The organism is Vreelandella halophila (assembly GCF_009856365.1).
Taxonomy (GTDB): domain Bacteria; phylum Pseudomonadota; class Gammaproteobacteria; order Pseudomonadales; family Oleiphilaceae; genus Halospina; species Halospina utahensis_B.
Genome location: NZ_WMEX01000004.1, coordinates 403,070 through 422,380 on the forward strand (window position 1 = coordinate 403,070; position 19,311 = coordinate 422,380).

17 protein-coding genes and 1 rRNA gene are annotated in these 19,311 nt (G+C 62.4%); 2 read left to right on the forward strand and 16 right to left on the reverse strand.

The annotated features are described in order from the left end of the window. Nucleotides 1-66: 66 nt before the first annotated feature. The 13 genes from GLW01_RS09570 to fliT form a co-directional block, all read right to left on the reverse strand. Nucleotides 67-414 (reverse strand): Hpt domain-containing protein, encoded by a 348-nt coding sequence (locus GLW01_RS09570; RefSeq protein WP_160898897.1) that lies wholly within the window; start codon nucleotides 412-414, stop codon nucleotides 67-69. A 31-nt stretch (nucleotides 415-445) separates the two neighbouring features. Next, nucleotides 446-2,164, reverse strand: coding sequence for a fused response regulator/phosphatase (locus GLW01_RS09575; RefSeq protein WP_237416540.1), 1,719 nt, complete (start codon nucleotides 2,162-2,164; stop codon nucleotides 446-448). After that, nucleotides 2,154-2,462, reverse strand: a complete 309-nt coding sequence (locus tag GLW01_RS09580) for an STAS domain-containing protein (protein ID WP_151439294.1) — start codon at nucleotides 2,460-2,462, stop codon at nucleotides 2,154-2,156. Before GLW01_RS09580 ends, GLW01_RS09575 begins: the two co-directional genes overlap by 11 nt. 79 nt (nucleotides 2,463-2,541) lie before the next feature. Beyond that, nucleotides 2,542-2,997 carry a flagellar export protein FliJ gene (gene fliJ, locus GLW01_RS09585; protein ID WP_151439293.1) on the reverse strand — a complete coding sequence of 152 codons (456 nt, stop codon included), beginning with the start codon at nucleotides 2,995-2,997 and terminating at the stop codon, nucleotides 2,542-2,544. A gap of 10 nt (nucleotides 2,998-3,007) precedes the next feature. Then, a complete protein-coding gene (fliI, locus tag GLW01_RS09590; RefSeq protein WP_160898920.1) occupies nucleotides 3,008-4,369 on the reverse strand; it encodes a flagellar protein export ATPase FliI in 1,362 nt (453 codons plus the stop codon). Further along, nucleotides 4,356-5,225: a flagellar assembly protein FliH gene (locus GLW01_RS09595; RefSeq protein WP_160898898.1), complete on the reverse strand. Its 870-nt coding sequence runs from the start codon at nucleotides 5,223-5,225 to the stop codon at nucleotides 4,356-4,358. Before GLW01_RS09595 ends, fliI begins: the two co-directional genes overlap by 14 nt. Further along, entirely contained in the window at nucleotides 5,226-6,260 is a 1,035-nt protein-coding gene (fliG, locus tag GLW01_RS09600; protein WP_077531644.1) for a flagellar motor switch protein FliG, read from the reverse strand. Further along, nucleotides 6,253-7,974 (reverse strand): flagellar basal-body MS-ring/collar protein FliF, encoded by a 1,722-nt coding sequence (fliF, locus tag GLW01_RS09605; RefSeq protein WP_151439291.1) that lies wholly within the window; start codon nucleotides 7,972-7,974, stop codon nucleotides 6,253-6,255. Before fliF ends, fliG begins: the two co-directional genes overlap by 8 nt. A gap of 54 nt (nucleotides 7,975-8,028) precedes the next feature. Further along, nucleotides 8,029-8,403, reverse strand: a complete 375-nt coding sequence (fliE, locus tag GLW01_RS09610; protein ID WP_160898899.1) for a flagellar hook-basal body complex protein FliE — start codon at nucleotides 8,401-8,403, stop codon at nucleotides 8,029-8,031. Nucleotides 8,404-8,621: 218 nt separating this feature from the next. Continuing rightward, complete coding sequence (locus GLW01_RS09615) at nucleotides 8,622-10,064, reverse strand: sigma-54-dependent transcriptional regulator (protein ID WP_151439289.1); 1,443 nt, start codon at nucleotides 10,062-10,064, stop codon at nucleotides 8,622-8,624. Between the two features lie 27 nt (nucleotides 10,065-10,091). Further along, nucleotides 10,092-11,333, reverse strand: coding sequence for a sensor histidine kinase (locus GLW01_RS09620; RefSeq protein WP_160898900.1), 1,242 nt, complete (start codon nucleotides 11,331-11,333; stop codon nucleotides 10,092-10,094). Nucleotides 11,334-11,484: 151 nt separating this feature from the next. Next, a complete protein-coding gene (locus GLW01_RS09625) occupies nucleotides 11,485-12,918 on the reverse strand; it encodes a sigma-54 dependent transcriptional regulator (RefSeq protein WP_151439287.1) in 1,434 nt (477 codons plus the stop codon). Nucleotides 12,919-13,056: 138 nt separating this feature from the next. Next, nucleotides 13,057-13,344, reverse strand: a complete 288-nt coding sequence (gene fliT, locus GLW01_RS09630) for a flagellar protein FliT (protein ID WP_160898901.1) — start codon at nucleotides 13,342-13,344, stop codon at nucleotides 13,057-13,059. A 109-nt stretch (nucleotides 13,345-13,453) separates the two neighbouring features. Between fliT and GLW01_RS09635 the strand changes: the two genes are divergently transcribed. Both GLW01_RS09635 and GLW01_RS09640 read left to right on the forward strand, forming a co-directional pair. Next, nucleotides 13,454-13,771 (forward strand): hypothetical protein, encoded by a 318-nt coding sequence (locus tag GLW01_RS09635; RefSeq protein WP_202405641.1) that lies wholly within the window; start codon nucleotides 13,454-13,456, stop codon nucleotides 13,769-13,771. Nucleotides 13,772-13,786: 15 nt separating this feature from the next. Further along, the gene (locus tag GLW01_RS09640; protein ID WP_160898902.1) at nucleotides 13,787-16,651 is read left to right on the forward strand and encodes an insulinase family protein; all 2,865 of its coding nucleotides are present in this window, start codon (nucleotides 13,787-13,789) and stop codon (nucleotides 16,649-16,651) included. On the opposite strand, the gene sbcB is transcribed toward GLW01_RS09640, so the two are convergent. The 3 genes from sbcB to rrf form a co-directional block, all read right to left on the reverse strand. Beyond that, a complete protein-coding gene (gene sbcB, locus GLW01_RS09645; protein WP_160898903.1) occupies nucleotides 16,635-18,080 on the reverse strand; it encodes an exodeoxyribonuclease I in 1,446 nt (481 codons plus the stop codon). The two genes, GLW01_RS09640 and sbcB, sit on opposite strands and share 17 nt — an antisense overlap. 71 nt (nucleotides 18,081-18,151) lie before the next feature. Beyond that, on the reverse strand, nucleotides 18,152-19,021 hold the full coding sequence (locus GLW01_RS09650) for a DUF6160 family protein (protein ID WP_160898904.1): 870 nt from the start codon (nucleotides 19,019-19,021) through the stop codon (nucleotides 18,152-18,154). Nucleotides 19,022-19,216: 195 nt separating this feature from the next. Continuing rightward, nucleotides 19,217-19,311: ribosomal RNA gene (gene rrf / locus GLW01_RS09655) — 5S ribosomal RNA — on the reverse strand; the annotation flags it as partial.

Here is a 19,311-nt window from a genome sequence, read left to right on the forward strand (position 1 = left end):
AATGGATCAGTTCAAGACTTAACGCCATGCAAGCAATTTGGAGGCCAGATTGGAAATGCGGGGGAATTATCCATCCCGGAAATGCGCCAGTTCCTGGCGGACTGCTCCCAGCTCCGCCTCAATCGCACTGATGCAGTCATGGATGTCGGAGAGATCGCCATCACGGCCACGCTGCTCCGCAGTCCGGCAGCGCTCGGCCAGTTCCGGCGCGCCGATATTGATGCAGCTGCCCTTGAAACTGTGTGCCATCTTCCGGACTTCCTCGGCGTCTTCCGAGGCCGCCCCCGCGCGCAGCTGCTCCAGACGATCATCCGCATCCTGAAGGAAGGTATTCACAAGGATCGCAAATTCATCCTCCATGACATCCCGCAGCTCCGCGAGAGCATCATGGTCAATGTGCTGGTGTTCACTCATTGCGGCTACCGTATCAGCTTCTGCCAGAAATCTACTCGGCACGCCAGATGTATTCTGCTTCCACGCAGTTGCCCGTGTCGTTCCAGCGTACGTCATGGCAAAGCGTCTGCACAAGCGCGATGCCACGCCCTGAAAGCTGCTCATGATCGAGCGAGGACGCGGTCTCACCCGGATCGAATCCGGGACCGCTGTCGGCAACCGTTACCAGCAGGGTACCGCCGGTGCCATCCTCATGGGGCTTGTGAGCAAGCGTGATGGAGACCCAGCCGTTGGCAAGCTGCCCCAGGAGCCGTTCACGCTCGCTGTAGTAGCGCGTGAAGCCACTGGGTGAATCCTTGAGGCCCGACGGCAGACGCAGTACGCCATGCTCCAGGGCGTTGGTGAACAGCTCGCCGATGATGGTGTAGACATCACCACTGCAAAGGCGCAGTCCCGGCACGTCCATGCACACATGCAGCAGCAGCGGCACGGGGTTGAACTGTGCCAGCGTCCGATCCTCAAGGTCATACTGGAGCCGCCACTGTTCCGGCCCGGCCCCGGTGTCCGGAAGCATCTCGTGCTCCACCGTGTTCAACGCCGACTCCGGGACCATAGCCAGATCCAGAATGGTGATATCATCCTCGCTCACCACCCCTTCTCCGAAACGATGCACCGCCTCACGCAGGCACTCAAAGCCCCCGTATGGCCCGGAGCGCTGGTTGATGGCTGCAATCGCCCGCTCTTCGCCGAACAGCTCTCCCTCGCTGTTGGAGCTTTCAATGACCCCATCCGTGGCCAGCAGCATGTGTTCCCCCAGCGCGAGGGTGTGGCGCTCACAGGCCGCGGAGAAGCGTTCCGCGGAAAGAATCCCCAGAGGCAGGTGGCGCGACCGGAGTTCATCCTGGGTGCCATCATGGCGGAGTATCCAGGCCGTGGGCAGGCCTCCGTTCCAGACTTCCGCATGGCCCGAGCGCAGGTTGAGATCCACCATTGCCGCACAGCAGAAGAAGCCGGTTGGCAGGATGTTCCGGAGCTTGCGGTTGATCTCCCGCAGGATGTCGCCGATGGCGAACCCCTTGGCGGTCATGCCATAGAAGATCTCGGACATGGGCAGGGCGCCGATGGCCGCCGGCAGACCGTGACCGGTGAAATCCCCCACGAAGAGGTGCATACCGCCGGACGGCTTGGGTGAGGCGAAAAGCACATCCCCGTTGAAAATGGACATGGGGGAGGCCTCGAACCGGATATTTTCCGCTCCCAGACAGCCACGATCGGCAATGTTGTCGAACACCCGGCGGGCCAGTGCCTGCTCGCGCATCATCTGATGGTTGCGCTGATCGGTCCGGTCACGCTCCTGTTGCAGACTCTGGTGCAGATCCCGCATGCGCTGGAAGGCGTTGATCTTGGCCCGGAGAATCACCCGGTTGTAGGGTTTGGAAAGAAAGTCGTCACCGCCGACCTCGAGACAGGAGGCCAGCGATTCGGCGTCACTGAGTGACGTCAGGAAAATGATGGGAACCAGATCCTCACCGGCAGCCGCCTTGATCCGCCGTGCGGCTTCCAACCCATCCATGTTGGGCATGAGCACATCCAGAAGCACCATCTGCGGCTTTTGCTGCTCAAAGGCCTCGACCGCCTGCGCGCCATCCTCCGCCATGATTACCTCATGGCCCTGCCGGGTCAGGATGGCGTTGAGGATCATGCGATCCGTCTGGTTGTCGTCCGCGATCAGTATCCTGAGCGGCGTTGCGGAACCGGCATCAGTCGTCAATCTGGAAAAGCTGCTCGAAGTTGGAGACCGTCAGGATACGGCGCACATCCCCGTTGCAGTTGACGATCCGGACATCGGCCTTCTCACCACCGGCATAGTCCCGGAGAAGCAGAAGCATGCCCAGGGCCGAACTGTCCAGGTAGGTGGTGTCCCGCATATCGATCACGTACTGGGAAATGCCCTGTCCCTCGCCCTCGTACGCGTGACGGAACGCCTGATGTGAGCTGAAATCAAACCGCCCTTCGATCCGGATGGTCAGCTCGGACCCATCCCCGGAACGCTCTGTGGTAATCGACATTGTTCCCCCTGTCGTGCACGACCACGTCATTCATCAGAGCATAGATCAACATGCCCTGATGTCACGTGACCGATTGCCACTATCCCTGACGCTGCATGGCACGGGCAAAGCGCTGGTTGGCGGCCTCGTCCAGCGCCTTCTGTTCCCGGCGCTCGTCCTCACGGGCCTCACGCCGGCGACAGGTCTCGATATAGCGCGCCATGCCCTCTCGCCGCTGACGCGCCGCCTGCCAGTGCTTCCGGGCCTCCTCCGCCGTGGCCCGGTAACGGTCCACCTGCTGTTGCTGCTGGGCAATCGCCGCCACGAGCTGGCTGATGAACTGCTGCCCGGCCTGGAGTCTGGCCGCCGAGGTGGTTCCGGAGGCCTCGGATCGGATCTGGTGCTGGTACTCCTCATGGTAGCGTTCCAGCTCGTCGAGCCGCTGCTGCTGTTCAGCCAGCGCCTGCTGCGCCGTCTGGAACCGCTCCCGGGCCGCCTGCTCCTGTCGGTCCTCCATATCGAGAACCACCTGCAGCCGCTGCGAACGCCGTTTCATGAATCACCCATTACCGTGCACCTGTTTCGGCATCGCCATTGCCGTTCCCCTGTCCGCCAACAATGGCGTCCAGTGCCTTTGAGGCTTCCGTGAAGCCCGCACTTTCATCGAGCCCCTGTTGTAGAAACTGACGCATTTCCGGCATTTTGTCGATAGCCAGATCTGTCTCCGGGTCTGCGCCCTTCTGGTAGGCACCGACACTGATCAGATCCCGGGACTGCTGGTAGCGGGAATACAGCTGCTTGAAACGCTGCGCCTGGCGCAGATGGTCCGCGGAGACCACATGGGGCATGACCCGGCTCACGGAGCCTTCCACGTCAATCGCCGGGTAGTGACCTTCCTCGGCCAGCTCCCGGGAAAGCACCATATGGCCATCCAGAATGGCACGGGCTGCATCCGCAATCGGGTCCTGCTGGTCATCACCTTCGGTCAATACGGTATAGAAGGCTGTGATCGAGCCCCCCTCACGCTCACCATTGCCGGCGCGCTCCACCAGTTGCGGAATGCGCGCGAACACCGACGGCGGATAGCCCTTGGTCGCAGGCGGCTCCCCCACCGCCAGCGCGATCTCCCGCTGCGCCTGGGCATAGCGGGTGAGTGAATCCATCAGCAGCAGCACCTTGCGGCCGCGGTCCCGGAAGTACTCGGCGATGCGGGTGGTCAGCATGGCCGCGCGCAGGCGCATCAGCGGCGAGTCGTCCGCCGGGGCAGCGACAACCACGGAGCGGGCAATGCCCTCGTCACCGAGAATCTCCTCGATGAACTCCTTGACCTCACGGCCCCGTTCACCGATGAGGCCAACCACAATAATGTCCGCTTCGGTGAACCGGGTCATCATGCCCAGGAGCACGGACTTGCCCACACCACTGCCGGCAAAGAGCCCCAGGCGCTGGCCCTCACCCACGGTCAGAAGGCCATTGATCGCGCGGATGCCGACGTCCATGCGCTGGCGAATGGGCGTGCGGTTGAGCGGATTGATGACGGCGCCGGTAAAGGGAACATAGTGCGTGGCCTCCAGCGGGCCCTGGCCATCCAGGGGTTCTCCGGCGCCGTCCACAACGCGGCCCAGAAGGCCTTCTCCCACGGGCACGCGGCTGGCGCTTTCCATGGGAGTGACCAGTGCGCCGGGCCGCAGACCACTGATGGCGGTCAGTGGCATCAGGTAGAGCCGGTCGTTCTCGAAACCGACCACCTCGGCTTCCACCTGATTGCCGTCTTCTGCGTGGATCAGGCAACGGTCGCCCACTTCCATGGGGCAGCCCACGCATTCCAGGGTCAGCCCCACCATGCGCGTGAGTCGGCCACTCAGCTCCGGGCCGCTGGCTTCAGGGAGGGCCTGGGTAAACCGGCCCAGGCGGTCAGAGAGTGTCATCGCCGTCACCGTTTCCGTCTTCAGGCTCATCGCCTGATTCCAGCACGTCCCGGTGGTAATCGCTCATTTCGCCCATGACCGCGTCCAGTTCCCCGTGATCCCCACCCCCACCGTCACTGAGCTGGGCTTCGAGCATCCGCTGGACCTGTTTCTGGAAGCGCTTCTCCACGGTGTAGTCCACCAGGCTGCGACTGCTCGCAACGATGCAGCCGCCCGGCAGAATCTGTTCATCCGGTGCCACCGTGGCATGACCGCCTACACCGTCAATCGCCTGACGCACCATTTCCGCGTCGTCCGGATGCACGCGGATACGCATATCACTGTCGCTTTCCGGCAGGCTCTGGATGGCACGGCGCACGATGCCACCAATCTGGGAGCTGTCGAGCTGGAGTTCCCGATGGATCACGGACCGGCTCAGGGCCATGACCAGATTGAGAACGGCCGCCTCGGTGGCCTCCTCCTCCTGGCGCAGCGGCTGGGTCAGCGCCTCCATCAGTTCCTGCAGCCGCTGCTCCTGCTGCCGGACCCGCTCGCGACCCTCTTCCTGTCCCTGCTGCTCCCCGGCCTCGCGCCCCGCCGCATGGCCCTCGTCATAGCCGACCCGGTAGCCCTCACGGGCCCCCTGATCCATGCCTTCGGTCTTGCCGGCCTCGAAGCCGGCATTGTAACCCTCGTCCCGCGCTTCATTGTGGATGGCTTCCAGCTGTTCCGCGGTCAGCGGCTGGACCTCCTCCTGCTCCACATCCTCAACGCTCGCACGCCGCTTCCCGTTCTCGTCCAGCAGCGGCATTTCCCAGCGCTCATAGGCCGTGAGGTCGCCGGAAGGAATCCGGTCGCGATGCGAGTGGCGGGTCATCTAGAGCATTTCCTCGCCGGAGCCACCCAGCACAATGTCGCCGCTTTCGGCCATGCGCCGGGCAACGGTGATAATCTCCTTCTGGGCCGCCTCCACCTCGGAGACCTTGACCGGCCCCTTGGCCTCCAGGTCGTCTTTCAGCAGTTCGCCGGCACGCTTCGACATGTTCTTGAAGATCTTCTCCTTCACTTCGTCCTCCGCGCCCTTGAGCGCCACTACCAGTACGTCCGAGGAAACCTCCCGGAGCAGCGCCTGTATGCCCCGGTCGTCCACGTCCTTGAGGTTGTCGAAGACGAACATCAGGTCCTCGATCTCGCTGCCCAGATCCGGATCCATGTCCTTCACCGAATCCATCAGCTGCCCTTCGATGCTGCGATCCATGTAGTTCATGATGTCCGCCGCGCGCTGGATACCGCCTATGCGGCTGGCCTGGCCACCGGCGCCCCCGGAGAACTGCTTCTCAAGGATGTTGTTGAGCTCCTGCAGCGCCTGCGGCTGGATGGACTCCAGGGAGGCCACACGCATCATCACATCAAGGCGCACCTTGTCATCCAGCGACGCCAGAATCTCGGCCGACTGGTCCGGATCCAGGTAGGAGACAACGATTGCCTGGATCTGGGGGTGTTCATACCGGATGATGTCCGCCACCGCCCGGGGTTCCATCCACTTGAGGGTATCCAGGCCGGTGGTGTTGCCGCCGATCAGTATCCGGTCAATGAGGCTTCCGGCCTTCTCCTCGCCCAGGGCATTGGTGAGCACCGACCGGATGTAGTCATCAGCGCCAACGCCCAGACCGGTCTGGCCGCCAACCGCCTCGAAGAACTCACCCACAACGTAGTTCACGTCGTTCTTGGGCACGTCCTGCAGCTGGGACATGGCCATCCCCACCCGCTGGACCTCCTTCGGCCCCATGTGCTTGAGGATCTGCGCAGCATCCTCCTCGCCCAGGGTCATCAGCAGTATCGCAGCCTGCTCAATGCGGCCCAGTTTGCGCGAGGGCTGGGCCCGGCCGGCTGTGTTCTCTTCCTCACTCATCCGCGTTCACCCACTGACGAACCACCTGCGCTACCCGTGCGGGATCTTCCGCAATCAGGCCTTTAACAGCGTTCAGCTCCCTATCATAGCTTTCACCGGTATCGGGCAAAAGCCGATCGTCGCCACTGCCCATGGCCGAGCGGATCGATTCACTGCCTTCAATATCGTCCAGACCACCAAGCCCTTCAAGGTCCGACTCACCAGCCTCGCCACTGCCCCCACCACCACCGCCGGAGGCCAGGGTCTTGAGTGTGGGCCGGACCAGAAGGAGGGCCAGCGCAATGATCACCAGGCCCGCGATCACCGGGCGGATGCTGTCCTGAAACCAGGGTTGCTCATAGAAGGGCACAGGCTCAATCTCGGGCTCCTGCTGCTCGGCGAAGTCCGTGTTGACCACGGTCACGCTGTCTCCCCGCGCGGCGGAAAAGCCCACGGCATCCCGAACCAGACGGGTCAGGCGCTCCAGTTCCGCCTGGGGCCATTCGACACTGGTGGTCTCCCCGGTTTCCGGGTTGGTGCGCTTGAGATCATCCACCGCTACCGCCACGCTCATACGGTTGACCGAGCCAGGCTCCTTGCGCGTGAAGCTCAGCAGCCGATCCACCTCGTAGTTGCGGGTCGATGAGGTCCGCGAACTCCGGGAGCCGCCCCCTTCGCCGCCGCCCTCGCCGCCGGCCTGTTCCGGTGCTTCGGCTTCGCCGGGAGGCTGGTTCGAGAGCGCGCCGGGAATTCCACCGGCCTCGCCCTGGCGGTTGATCTCTTCCACAGTCTGCTCGCTGCGCAGAGCCTGCTGCTCGGGGTTGAAGATCTCCTCGGCCTGCTCCACTGCCTTGAAGTCCATGTCCACCGACACTTCCGCGTTGAAGCGGTCGCGCCCCATGATCGGAGCCAGGATTCCCGCGACCCGCTCCTTGAGCCGTTGCTCCACGCGCCGCTGCATCTGGAACTTCTGGGCCATCTCCTGGGCTTTCTCGTTGTTCACATTGGCGGACAGGTGGTTGCCCCGCTGGTCCACGACCGTGACGTCCTCCCGGCTCATCTGGGGCACACTGCCCGCAACAAGGTTGATGACCGAGCGCACCTGGGTTTCATCCATGCGCCTTCCGGAGCCCAGATCCACCATGACCGAGGCAGAGGGGTTGCGGTTGTCACTGACAAAAACGGAATCCTCGGGAATGGCCAGGTGCACGCGGGAATTGCGCACATTGCCCATGGCCCTGATGGTGCGGGCCAGCTCACCTTCCAGGCTGCGGTGGAAGCGGGCCTTTTCCATGAACTGGGAGGTGCCCAGGCCCTGATCCTGCATGATGATCTCAAAGCCCATGCCCTTGTCCTCGGTCACACCTTCCCGGGCCAGAGCCAGGCGGGCTTCATGGATGTCACCCGACGCCACCAGAAGAGCGCCACTGCGGTGCTCAATCCGGTAATCCACCCCGGCGCTGTCCAGCACATTGGTGAGCTCCGCAGGGTTATACTCACTCATATCGCCCACCAGGGGCTTGTAGTCCGAGCCCTGGGCCCAGAGCACCAGTGCCACGGCCAGTGCCACACTGGCGGCAAGACCGACGATAAGCCCCACCTGACGCAACAGGGTCAGCCGGTTGACGCCCATCAGCAGGTTGCTGCCACCTCCAGTGGCACTGCTTTCGCTCCCGCCTCCCCCGCCGCTGGCCGGCGGGTTGGTCTGTTCCGTTTCAGCCGGTACGTTGGCCATTGTGCGCTCCTGTCACCGCACACCGCCCGCGGGCGGATATCCCGTTGAACCGAATCAGATCGGCATGTTCATGATTTTCTCATAGGCCTGCACGACGCGGTTACGCACCTGGGTCGTGGCCTCGAATGCCACCGAAGCTTTCTGGCTCTCGACCATCACCCGCGTGATGTCCACATCCGGATCACCCTGGGTATAGCGGGTCTTGAGGTCCGAGGAGGTCTGCTGCAACTCGTTAACCTGATTGACCGCCCCCTGGAGGGTGTCCATAAAACTCGGGCCCTCGCCCTGCTGGGCCTCACCCGGCTTCTGGCTGGACTGCATCTGCTCCGGCCGCAGCTGGTCCGGCTGGATCTGCTGGCGCTGCTGCATCTGCTCGCGCAGCGCACGGATATCGGACAGCACGGAGTTCACATCAGCTCGTTCAACCATTGTTCCTCTCCCAATGCTCAGGGCTCTGCCATGGCAGATTCATCTCGATGACAGAAAAGCAAACAACGGGCCAGAATGAATTTTCCATTCCATTACAGGCTCTTGAGAGAGTTTCTGAGCAAAATCCGGCTGGAAGGGGCGGAATGGAAAAGTGTGCTGACGTGATTTTGACACAAAAAAGCCCGGGCCGGAGCCCGGGCAGGCAGGAGGAAGGGACGTCAGACGAACGCCAGCTCCTCTTCAGGGTTGATGCCATGATCCCGCATCTGGGCAAGCTTGTAGCGCAGGGTACGGGGACTGATGCCCAGCCGTTCGGCCGCCTGTTTGCGGCGGCCACGCTCATCACGCAGGGTCTGCAGGATGATCCGGAACTCACGTTGGCGCAGGTCATCTCCCAGAGAGGCATCCTGGGGCTCACCGGCTGCCTCAACGGCTTGGGGGGCAGGCGCGTCAGCCTCCGCGCCCGGTTCAACAGTCTCTTCCGCATCAGGTTCCGGAACAGCCGATCGCGGCGCCGGTGCGGCGCCGGTGATGCTCTGGTCCAGGCTCAGGTCCCGGTCCGTAATGACCTGCCCCTGCTGCAGGATCAGGGCCCGCTGGATGGCGTTGTCCAGTTCCCGCACATTGCCCGGCCAGTCGTACTGGTAAATAACCCGGCGTGCACTGGGGTCCAGCGTAACCCCGGTCATGTGCATCTGACGGGCGTGCTTTTCCAGCAGATGGTCCGCCAGCGGCAGGATGTCGTCACGGCGCTCGCGCAGCGGCAGCCACTGCAGTGGGAACACACCCAGCCGGTAATAGAGGTCCTCACGGAAGCGGCCCGCGGCCACATCCTCCTGGAGATCCCGGTTGGTGGTGGCAATCACACGCACATCAAGCTGGATGCTGCGGCGGCCACCCACCCGTTCCACTTCGCGCTCCTGAAGGACCCGCAGGAGCTTGGCCTGAAGCCCGATCTCCATTTCCGAGATCTCGTCCAGAAGCAGCGTGCCGCCATTGGCCTGCTCAAACTTGCCCGGCGACGTCTGGTGTGCCCCGGTGAAGGCCCCCTTCTCGTGACCGAAAAGGATCGCCTCCAGCATATTCTCGGGGATAGCGGCGCAGTTGAGGGCCACAAAGGGCTGTGAGGCGCGACTGGATTCGTCATGGATGTAACGCGCCAGCACCTCCTTACCCGTGCCACTTTCGCCACAGATCAGCACAGTGGAGTCCGTGGCGGCCACCTTGCGGGCCAGCTGGAACATCCGCCGGCTGGCGGCATCCTCGGCAATGGCGCGGTTGGCACTGGTAGAGGCAGGGCCTCCCAGAACCCGCGAGACAATGTCCGTCAGCACCTGTGGCTCAAACGGTTTGGCCAGGTAATCCACGGCACCGGCCTGCATGGCGGAAACCGCCTGCTCGATGCGGCCGTAGGCGGTCATCAGCAGTACCGGAATGCCGGGATGATGGCGCTGGATCTCTGCCAGAAGGCTGATGCCGTCCATGCCGGGCATCTGCACGTCACTGATCACCAGATCCACCGGTGCCGAAGCCAGTTTCTCCAGGGCTTCCTCACCACTGGCCGCCTCACTGACCCGGTAGCGCTTGACCTCCAGAGTGGTGACCAGTGCCTCGCGGAGTTCCCCGTCGTCCTCAACAATCAGTATCTTCTGTTTCGCCATGACTACTTCTCCGATGAATCCCCGGGATCACCCGTTGTGCGGCGCGGCCAGCGGCAGCGTGATAATGGCGCTGGTGCCGCTGTGACCATCCGAAACCAGCTCAAAACGCCCCTTGTGGGCCTGAACCACGGCGTTGACCACTGCCAGACCCAGTCCTGTGCCGTGGGACTTGGTAGTGACGAACGCCTCGGTCACGCGCTCGGCCTCTTCCGGAGAGAGGCCCGGCCCGTTGTCTGTGATACAGAAACGGACCTCGCCGCCCTGCCCGGAAACCTCGAGCGCCAGCTCATCCGCGCCGGCTTCCAGGCTGTTGTTGATCAGGTTCAGGCAGGCGCCAATCAGGGCCTCGCGATTGCAGGCGATGGCCCCCTCTGGCCAGTGATCCGGTGTGGTGAGCGTGGCCCGGCGTGTCTGGAGTGACGTCTCCGCATTCTGGACAACGGCCTGAACCCATTCGCCGACACCCAGCTGTTCGGCGAGCCGGATATCACCCCGAGCGAAAATCAGCATGTCGCGGACCTGCTGCTCCAGATGCTGGAGGCGTGCCATCAGCTTGCCGGCACAGCGCTCGCGCATCTCAGCATCCAGGTCCTCTTCATACAGGTGGCCGGCGTAGAGCATGGCTGCCGACAGTGGCGTACGGATCTGGTGAGCCAGCGAGGCAACCATCCGGCCCATGGAGGAAAGCCGTTCAGAACGCGCGAGGCGTGACTGCAGCTCGCGGGTTTCGGTCAGATCGGTAAGGAGAATCAGCTGGCCGGGCTCGTTATCCATGGAGCGGATCTCGATGTTCACCCGGCGGCCATCATTGAGGGACACTTCATGGCCATCATCACGCCGCGGCGCAAAGGCCCGCTGGATCACGTCCACCCAGCGCTGGCCTTCCAGGGGTTCTTCCAGCAGTTCAACCGCCGCCGGGTTGCACTGACTGATGACGCCCTGGCTGTCCAGCACCACCACGCCGGCCGGCAGCACGTCCAGAAGGGTCGAAAGCCGGTTGGCGACCTTCTCGCGCTCCTCCAGCTCATCACGGCGGCGGCGCTCCTCGCTGCTGAGACGCCCCGCCAGATCATTCACCCGTTCCTCCAGCGTCCGGTAGGAATCCGTGATCTGGCGCGACATCTGGTTGAACAGTTCCAGCGCCTCATCCACTGGGCCGGTCTCCGGCTCCTGCCGGGCACCGAAAAGGGAGGTCACCTTGTCGTTGGCATCCGCGGCCGCACTGTCGTGGGACGCGGCTTCGTTCCGCTCGGATGTCTGCTGGCTCATGGGCTTCTCCCGTACCGACGCCGCGCCCCGTGCGCGGGTTATGTTCAGTTCAGGGAGATGCTAGCAGGTTTCATGCCATTCTGATTTTTTATTGATTGATCAGTGGCTTGGGAAAAAGACACGGAAGTGGCAGCCAAATTTTTGTCGCCGCTCAGGACTCGGTCTCTTCCCGGAGACCGTACTTCCTGACCTTCTCCACCAGGGTGGTGCGGCGGATGCGGAGCTTCTCGGCGGCCCGGGCAACCACGCCATCCGTCTCGTTGAGCGCCTGCTCGATCAGGGTCCTTTCCAGGTTCGACAGGTAGTCCTTCAGATCCAGGCCGTTGACCGGCAGCAGCGCCGGGGAATCCAGATTGTTGATGCCCTCAATGCCCGCAGGCATACCGGAGTCCTCGGTTTCATGGGACTCATCGAGATCGTCCACATAACGGAACTTACGGGGCAGCTCCTGGACCCCCACCACACCGTAGGGATGCATGATGGCCAGGCGTTCCACAAGGTTCGCCAGTTCCCGGACGTTACCCGGCCAGTCATGGCGGCAGAGACTCATGATGGCGGCGGAATTCAGGCGGATGGAGCCACGCTTTTCCTTCTCCATGCGGGAGATGAGTTCATTGATGAGAAGCGGGATATCCTCTACCCGCTCACGCAGGGCCGGCATTTCCAGCGGGAAGACATTGAGGCGGTAATACAGGTCCTCGCGGAACTCCCCGTTCTCGATCATGGTTTCGAGATTCTTGTGGGTTGCAGCGATCACCCGCACATCCGTATTGATGGTGCGGTTGCCGCCCACCCGTTCATAGGTGCGTTCCTGCAGCACACGCAGGATCTTGACCTGCATGCTGAGCGGCATATCACCGATCTCATCCAGAAAGAGCGTACCACCCTCGGCAAGCTCAAAACGCCCGGCGCGGGAGCTGATCGCTCCGGTGAAAGCGCCCTTTTCGTGGCCGAAGAGCTCACTTTCAAGGAGCTCGCCGGGAATGGCGCCGCAGTTGACCGGAACAAAGGGCTTATCCCGGCGCGGGGAGTGATAGTGAAGGTTGCGCGCCACCACTTCCTTGCCGGTTCCGGACTCGCCGGTGATCAGAACGCTGACTTCCTTGTCCGCCACCTGGGACATGAGCTGCCGGACGTGCTGGATGCGCCGGCTCGTACCCACCAGGCTGCGGAACAGCTGCACCTCGCGCTGCTGTTTACGCTGGCCATTGCGGGCATACTGCTCGCGGTACACCTGGGCACGGTAGAGTGAGTCCACGAACTTGGTATAGTTCGGGGGCCAGGCGATGCGGGCGATGATGCGGGATTCCGCCTCCGCACTGAGCCCTTCCAGACTGTGCTCGCCAATCTGCAGGAAAGGTACACCGGACTGACGCTCAGCCAGTTCATTGAGATGTCCAACCGCGGCATCGCTCTCGCCATCGACGACCACCGCCCCCAGCGTCTCCGTCTGTTCCAGGGTGGTGATCCATTGCTCAGGATCCGCGGCGCACACATCCTCGCCGATGAATTCCAGAATCAGGCGGAGGTCATGGCGACGCTGTTCATCGTCCACAACGAGAAATACGGTGGCAGTCTCGGACATCGGAGCAGCAGCCTCGGGTCAGGCGTTAATGACAGTTCCATGAACTCTTCGTCATGGGATTGTCACGCATTTAAGACGCTGAGACCGCTGGAGTCAATTTTATGACGCTGTTTTTATAAACATCCTGTTGTTCCCTGGTTACTGATTGTCCAGATAGGCCTTTGCCGCCTTCTGCGTCCGGTTGTTCGCACGCAACGCTGCAGCCGCTTCATCACGTTCCTCCTCGGATCCTTCCCGGGCCTGGTCGTAGAGGGCCTGAAGCCGTTCCACCCCTGCCCTGACCCGCTCCTGGCCGAGCTCTCCGGCATCCGCAACAGCCTCATCCACACACCGGCGGACCTCGTCATCAAGTTCCGCCAGAGCAGCCCAGTCCTTCGCGGCGACCAGTGATTCCACCCGGCCGACCATGTCCTCAAGTTCCGCCATAGCGATGCTCCCCGAATAACGTGACACAATTGGCTGCCACAGCAGCCGGTTTCCTTTGAAAATGGGCCGGATTGGCATTAATGTCGAATCCGTCACCCTGTCTTTCCCAATGAGCAAGCGACCCGACACCATCATGCAAGACCAGCAGAACGACGCCTACATTGCCATTGCCAGAGCCTGCCTCAAAGCCATCAACCAGGCGGCTGACGATGGGCGTGACCGCGCCGAACAGATCCAGATGGTCTATCAGGCCATCGACGAAGCCTTCCAGGAACAGTTTGAGCCCTACCGCCAGCAACTGCGGGACTACCACTCCATTCTAGATCGGATCGCCAGTGGCGAGCTGAGCGCTCAGCAGATGGTGGAACTGGCGGAGGCGGCGGTTGCCGAGAGCACCGAACGCGATCAGGATGATCCCCTGCACTGACAAGGAGCCCCGACCATGACCGCTCGATTCAAACTCCGTCCCACCGCACGGCTGGCAGGACTTGCACTCGGGGCCCTGGTGGGCCTCACCGCACAGTCTGCGGCTGCTGATGTCTCCCAGCGGACCTCACCACAGACCGGTCCCGGAGCCACCGCGGACTACCGTTACCTGACACTGGAGAATGGGCTGGGCGCCCTGCTGATATCCGATCCCCGGGCCGACAAGGCCGCCGCCGCCCTGGATGTGCATGTGGGCGCCGGAGCCGATCCGGAAGACCGGGCGGGGCTGGCCCACTTCACCGAACACATGCTGTTCCTCGGCACCGAGACCTACCCCGACCCCGGCGAGTACAAGTCCTTCATCAACAGTCATGGTGGCTCGCACAACGCTTTCACCAGCTCTCTGGACACCAACTATTTCTTCAACGTCGAGCCCGAGTTCCTGGAGCCGGCACTGGACCGGTTCTCCGAACAGTTCCGGGTGCCAACCTTCGCCGCAGAACTGATCGAGCGCGAACGCAATGCGGTCAACTCCGAGTTCTCGGCACACCAACGCAATGATGGGCGGCGTTTCTGGTCGGCGCTCAAGCAGACTTTCCCCGAAGGTCACCCTCTGGCGGGCTTTACCGTGGGCAATCTGGACACCCTCTCCAATGAGGACGGCGAGCTGCGCGCGGAAACCGTCGAGTTCTACGAGCAGCACTATTCCGCCAACCTCATGGAGCTGGTGGTGATCGGCCCGCAGCCGCTGGACGAACTGGAATCCATGGTGGTTCCCCGCTTCTCGCCGGTCGCCAACCGTGGCCACGACGCACCCCGCTATACGCAGCCCTTCCTCGCAGGCAGCCAGATGCCCCGGCTGCTGGAAGTGGATGCAATCCGGGACACACGCCAGCTGCAGTTGACCTTTCCGATTCCCTCCACGGAAGAGGACTACCGCAACAAACCGCTGTCCTACCTGTCGCACCTGATTGGGCACGAAGGTCAGGGCAGCCTGCATGCCGTCCTCAAGGAGGCCGGTCTGGTGGACAAGCTCTCCGCCGGCCAGAGCATGGACACCGGCGATCAGGCCATGATGAACATCAGCATGTCGCTGACGCCTGACGGCCGCGATCAGTGGCGGGAGGTGGTACGCCTGACCTTTGACTACCTGGACCTGATCCGGGAGAACGGCATCCGCCAGGTGTATTTTGAGGAGCAGCAGAAACTCAACGACATCGAGCTGCGCTTCCGGGAGCGGGACAAACCGATCCACGAAGCCAGCTCACTGGCGAGCCGCCTGCACCGTGTGGCACCGGATGATGTGGTGATCGCCCCCTGGCTCTACGAGACCTATGAGCCCTCCGTGTACCGGGAGCTGATGAGCCACCTTCAGCCGGACAACGTCCTGGTGTCCCTGCTGGCCCCCGTGGAGGAAACGGATGACTGGCAGACCACGCCCTATTACGACACGCCCTACCGGCTGACGGATCTGGAGGCGGAACAACTTGTCGGCGGGAGTGAGCGGAGCGCGCAGCTGGCACTTCCCGAGCCCAATCCCTTTATTCCGGAGGACCTGTCCCTGGTCTCCGGCGAAGACATGCCCCGTCCCCGTGCCATGGGCGGCAATGGGCCTCTGGAACTGTGGTACGCCCGTGACACCCGTTTCGAGGCACCACGTGCCAACGTCTACCTGTCCCTGCGCTCCCCTGCGGCCACAGGCTCCGCGCGCAATGCGGTGCTGACGCGCCTGCTTGCCGAAACCGTCAGGGACGAGCTCAACGCCCTCGCCTATCCGGCCCGCATCGCGGGACTGGACTACCAGGTCTACAGCCACCTTCGGGGCATTACCGTCAAGCTCAGCGGTTACAGCGACAAACTGCCCCGCCTCATGGGGGACGTCCTTGAACGGGTGCGCCATCCCGAGCTTGACCCGGAAAGCATCCGTACACGACTCCAGCAGATCCGTGATGACCTCGCCAATGCGGCCGAACGCCCTCCCTATAAGATCGCGTCCGGGGCCATCCATGAGCAGCTGCTTGCTAACGTCTACTCCCACGCCACACGACTCGAAGCGGCCGGGGATCTGTCCCCCGAGGATCTGGAAGCGCATACCGCCAGCTTCTACAGCGCCCTGGATCCGGTCATGCTCGTCCACGGCAACATGACGCGTGCAGCGGCGCTCAATATCCGCTCTAGGGTCACCAGTCTGATCATGGAGGATGTGGAACCCACGGATGTACCCCGTGCCCACGTCCGGAAACTGGCCGCGGAAGAGCAGAGCCTGGATGTCAGCGTCCGGCATTCGGACCAGGGGTACCTGCGCTATATCCAGGGCGCGGATTCGCACTATGCCACCCAGGCCCGCTTCCGTCTGCTCGCTCAGCTTCTGTCCTCACCTTTCTATGAGAGGCTGCGAACCAATCAGCAGATGGGCTATATCGTCCAGGGTACCTACTATCCGATGCTTGAGGCGCCTGGGATCGGCTTCATCGTCCAGTCCCCCAGGCACAGCTTCAAGCGCATCGATGAAAGCGTGACCACCTTCCTGAAGGAGCAGGAGAAACGGTTGGCAAACCTTGACCCGGAAAGACTCGAGCGGCAGAAGCAGGCCGTGGTCAGCCGTCTGGCGCAGGACGACACCCGTCTGAGCCAAGTGGCCAACCGCTACTGGCAGGAAATCGACCGCGGAAACCACGACTTTGATAACCGTGAACAGCTCATCAAAGCCGTGAAGGCCATAGACCATGAAGCGCTGATGGCCACCTACCGGAATGCCGTTCTTGAGGACCCCAGAGCCCTGGTGATCAACGCCCACCGGGATGTCCCCCGTGAGGCTGAGTCACTCCAGGGCCTGGACTATGACGGCAGCTTCCCCCGAACCGTCACAGGGACGGAATAAGCGACTCGCCGTAGAACTGGAGGTCCTGCAGCAGTAACTGGTCACGCCGACTCAGGGAGGAGTCGGCCATGCGCTGCTGCAGGTCCTCGAAAAAGCCCGGAAGACTGCGCCACCCTGGTCCCGGCTCCATGAGACGCTGATAACGGAACCGCTCCCACTGCTCCTGTTCCTCGGCACTGAGGCTCTGCGGGTAGTTGCGCGCCCGGTACCGGAAGAACAGCTCTGCCAGACGCGGATCCTCAAAGGCCGGTTCCAGCTCGCCCATAATCCCCGGTGGTGTTTCCACAATCTCCTGGAGACGGCGGCGGTCGGCATCCCCGATGAAGCCTCCTGAATAGAGCGCCTCATCCGGATCCCGTTCACTGTTCTCCGGGGATTCTCCGTAGACGGACCTGAGGCGCTCGGCCAGCCCCTCCATTCGTCTCAGCGTATCAAGATTCGCCCGAAGCGCCTCCCGGTCGAGTCCGAAGCGCTGGAGGCGCTCTTCCGGCAATTCCTTCAGCAGCGCGGCCGGCGCCACAACGGGGCAGGTGTTGGCACGGATCTCCTTGAGAGCTGGCCTTGGCCCGTCGCTCTCCGTGCGTTCCTCCGAGGGCTTGAACAGCTGCTCCCGGATGCGCTCCGGAGACAGCCCCTCAAGCTGCCGCGGATCCTGTCTCAGATCAAAGACGATCACCGAGTTGCGGTTCACCGGATGTGCGGCCACTGGCACAACCAGGGCACAACAGCCCTGCTCCGATGGATACATGGAAGACACGTGCAGTACCGGCTTACCCTTTGAGGTATCCAGCATGGAGAGCACCGAGCGCTTGTCGCGGTGCTGCAGCACATAGTCGAAGAGTTTCGGCTGGCGATCCCTGATGAGCCGGGCAACCTCGATGGTTGCGTACACGTCCGCCATGGCGTCGTGAGCCTCACCGTGCTCGATCCCGTTCGCACGGGTAATGTCCTCCAGGCGGAATGACGGCCGTCCATCCTCATGGGTCGGCCACTCAATGCCCTCGGGCCTGACCGCATGGGCGAGCCGCACCATGTCGATGATGTCCCAGCGGGAGTTGCCATTCTTCCACTCGCGGGCATAGGGATCCTGGAGGTTACGGTACAGCGTGTGCCGGGTCACCTCATCATCAAAACGGAGACTGTTGTAGCCCACGGCACAGGTGCCCGGCTCCATGAACAGCTCATTGATCCGCCCGATGAATTCCGCTTCCGGAACCCCCTCATTGAGGCAGTCCTGAGGCGTAATACCAGTCACGAGCGTCGCCACCGGATCAGGGACGTAGTCTTCCGCAGGACGCGCGTAAAGGGTGATGGGCTCCCCGATGATATTGAGCTCCGGGTCCGTGCGGACACCGGCAAACTGCGCGGGGCGGTCATGCACCGGGTCGGCCCCGAAGGTCTCGTAGTCATGCCAGAAAAAGGACTGCAAACCGGTTTCTCCTGCTCAGTACAGCAACCGCTCAGGATAACACCGCAGCATCCCCCGGAAGAATGGCAGCTTCAGAACAGCCCCTCGCCACGGTCGATATATTCTGTACGGGCACGAGGTGAAACCACATCATTGGTCAGCTTCTGAAGCTCAACACGCATGGCGGTAGGAATGTTCATGAAGACGCCGGCATCCGCCTGGACCGAGCCGTCAGCCCCCGGGGTATCCCACTCCACGGCCTGGTTCTGGAAGGAAATGAAGAAGTTATTGGTGAAATCAGCGGGATTCCCGTCCCCGCCATAATCACCGATCTCCAGGGTTTCAAAGGCGCTCAGAGCCGCGCAGTCCGCGCCTCCGGCACTGCAGTCCGCGGAGTCCGCAAGGCCATAGTGGGTAGCCCGCTGGCTGGTGGCGTTACCACTCCCGTCAAGAAGCTGACCCTGCTGGACATTGCCACTGCCGTCTTCCAGCTCCAGGCCCAGCCGCCCCGTCAGGGAGCTGATATCACCGGACAGCGTCCCCCTGGATTCCGTGAAGCCGACCCGGAAACCAACCACATTGCCGTTCTTGTCATCCGCCAGTTCCAGATAGGGATCGCGGCCAATGAAGGGAACAATATCACCGGCATCGTAGTTACTGCCGTCAAACTGCTGCCCCGACTGCCGGGCAATGTGGCCGAAGGAAAGGTTGTTGACGGCGATATCCGTACCATTGGTGGTCTCACCAACTGCCAGTTCTTCCATGTTCATCTGGAAATCGGCTTCCAGACCCATCGTATAGCGGGTGAAATCCATATCCCCGGATTCCGTCACATCCAGGGCAAGCATGGACTGACCGGTGACGTCTCCCATCTCCTGATCGCTCATGGGCTCCATCTCGGCGTGAACCGCCGGGACGGGAGCAATCAGCAGCAGACCAATGACGCTTTCCCTGATACGCATTGGAGGTCTCATGCCTGAACGGTGAATGGCGTTGTCATGCCGTCAATCTAGCCTTTCACCACAGGCTGTACTGTGACCCTCATCATGCAGCGGGACCAGCCCAGGTGACCATTCATTAATCCGTGAAGGTCATCACGACTGGCAGGACAAAAAAAAGCCCCGAACGGCGATGCCGGCGGGGCTTTGGGTATAGGAGCCTGACGATGACCTACTCTCACATGGGATCTCCCACACTACCATCGGCGCTGGGCGGTTTCACTTCTGAGTTCGGCATGGGATCAGGTGGTTCC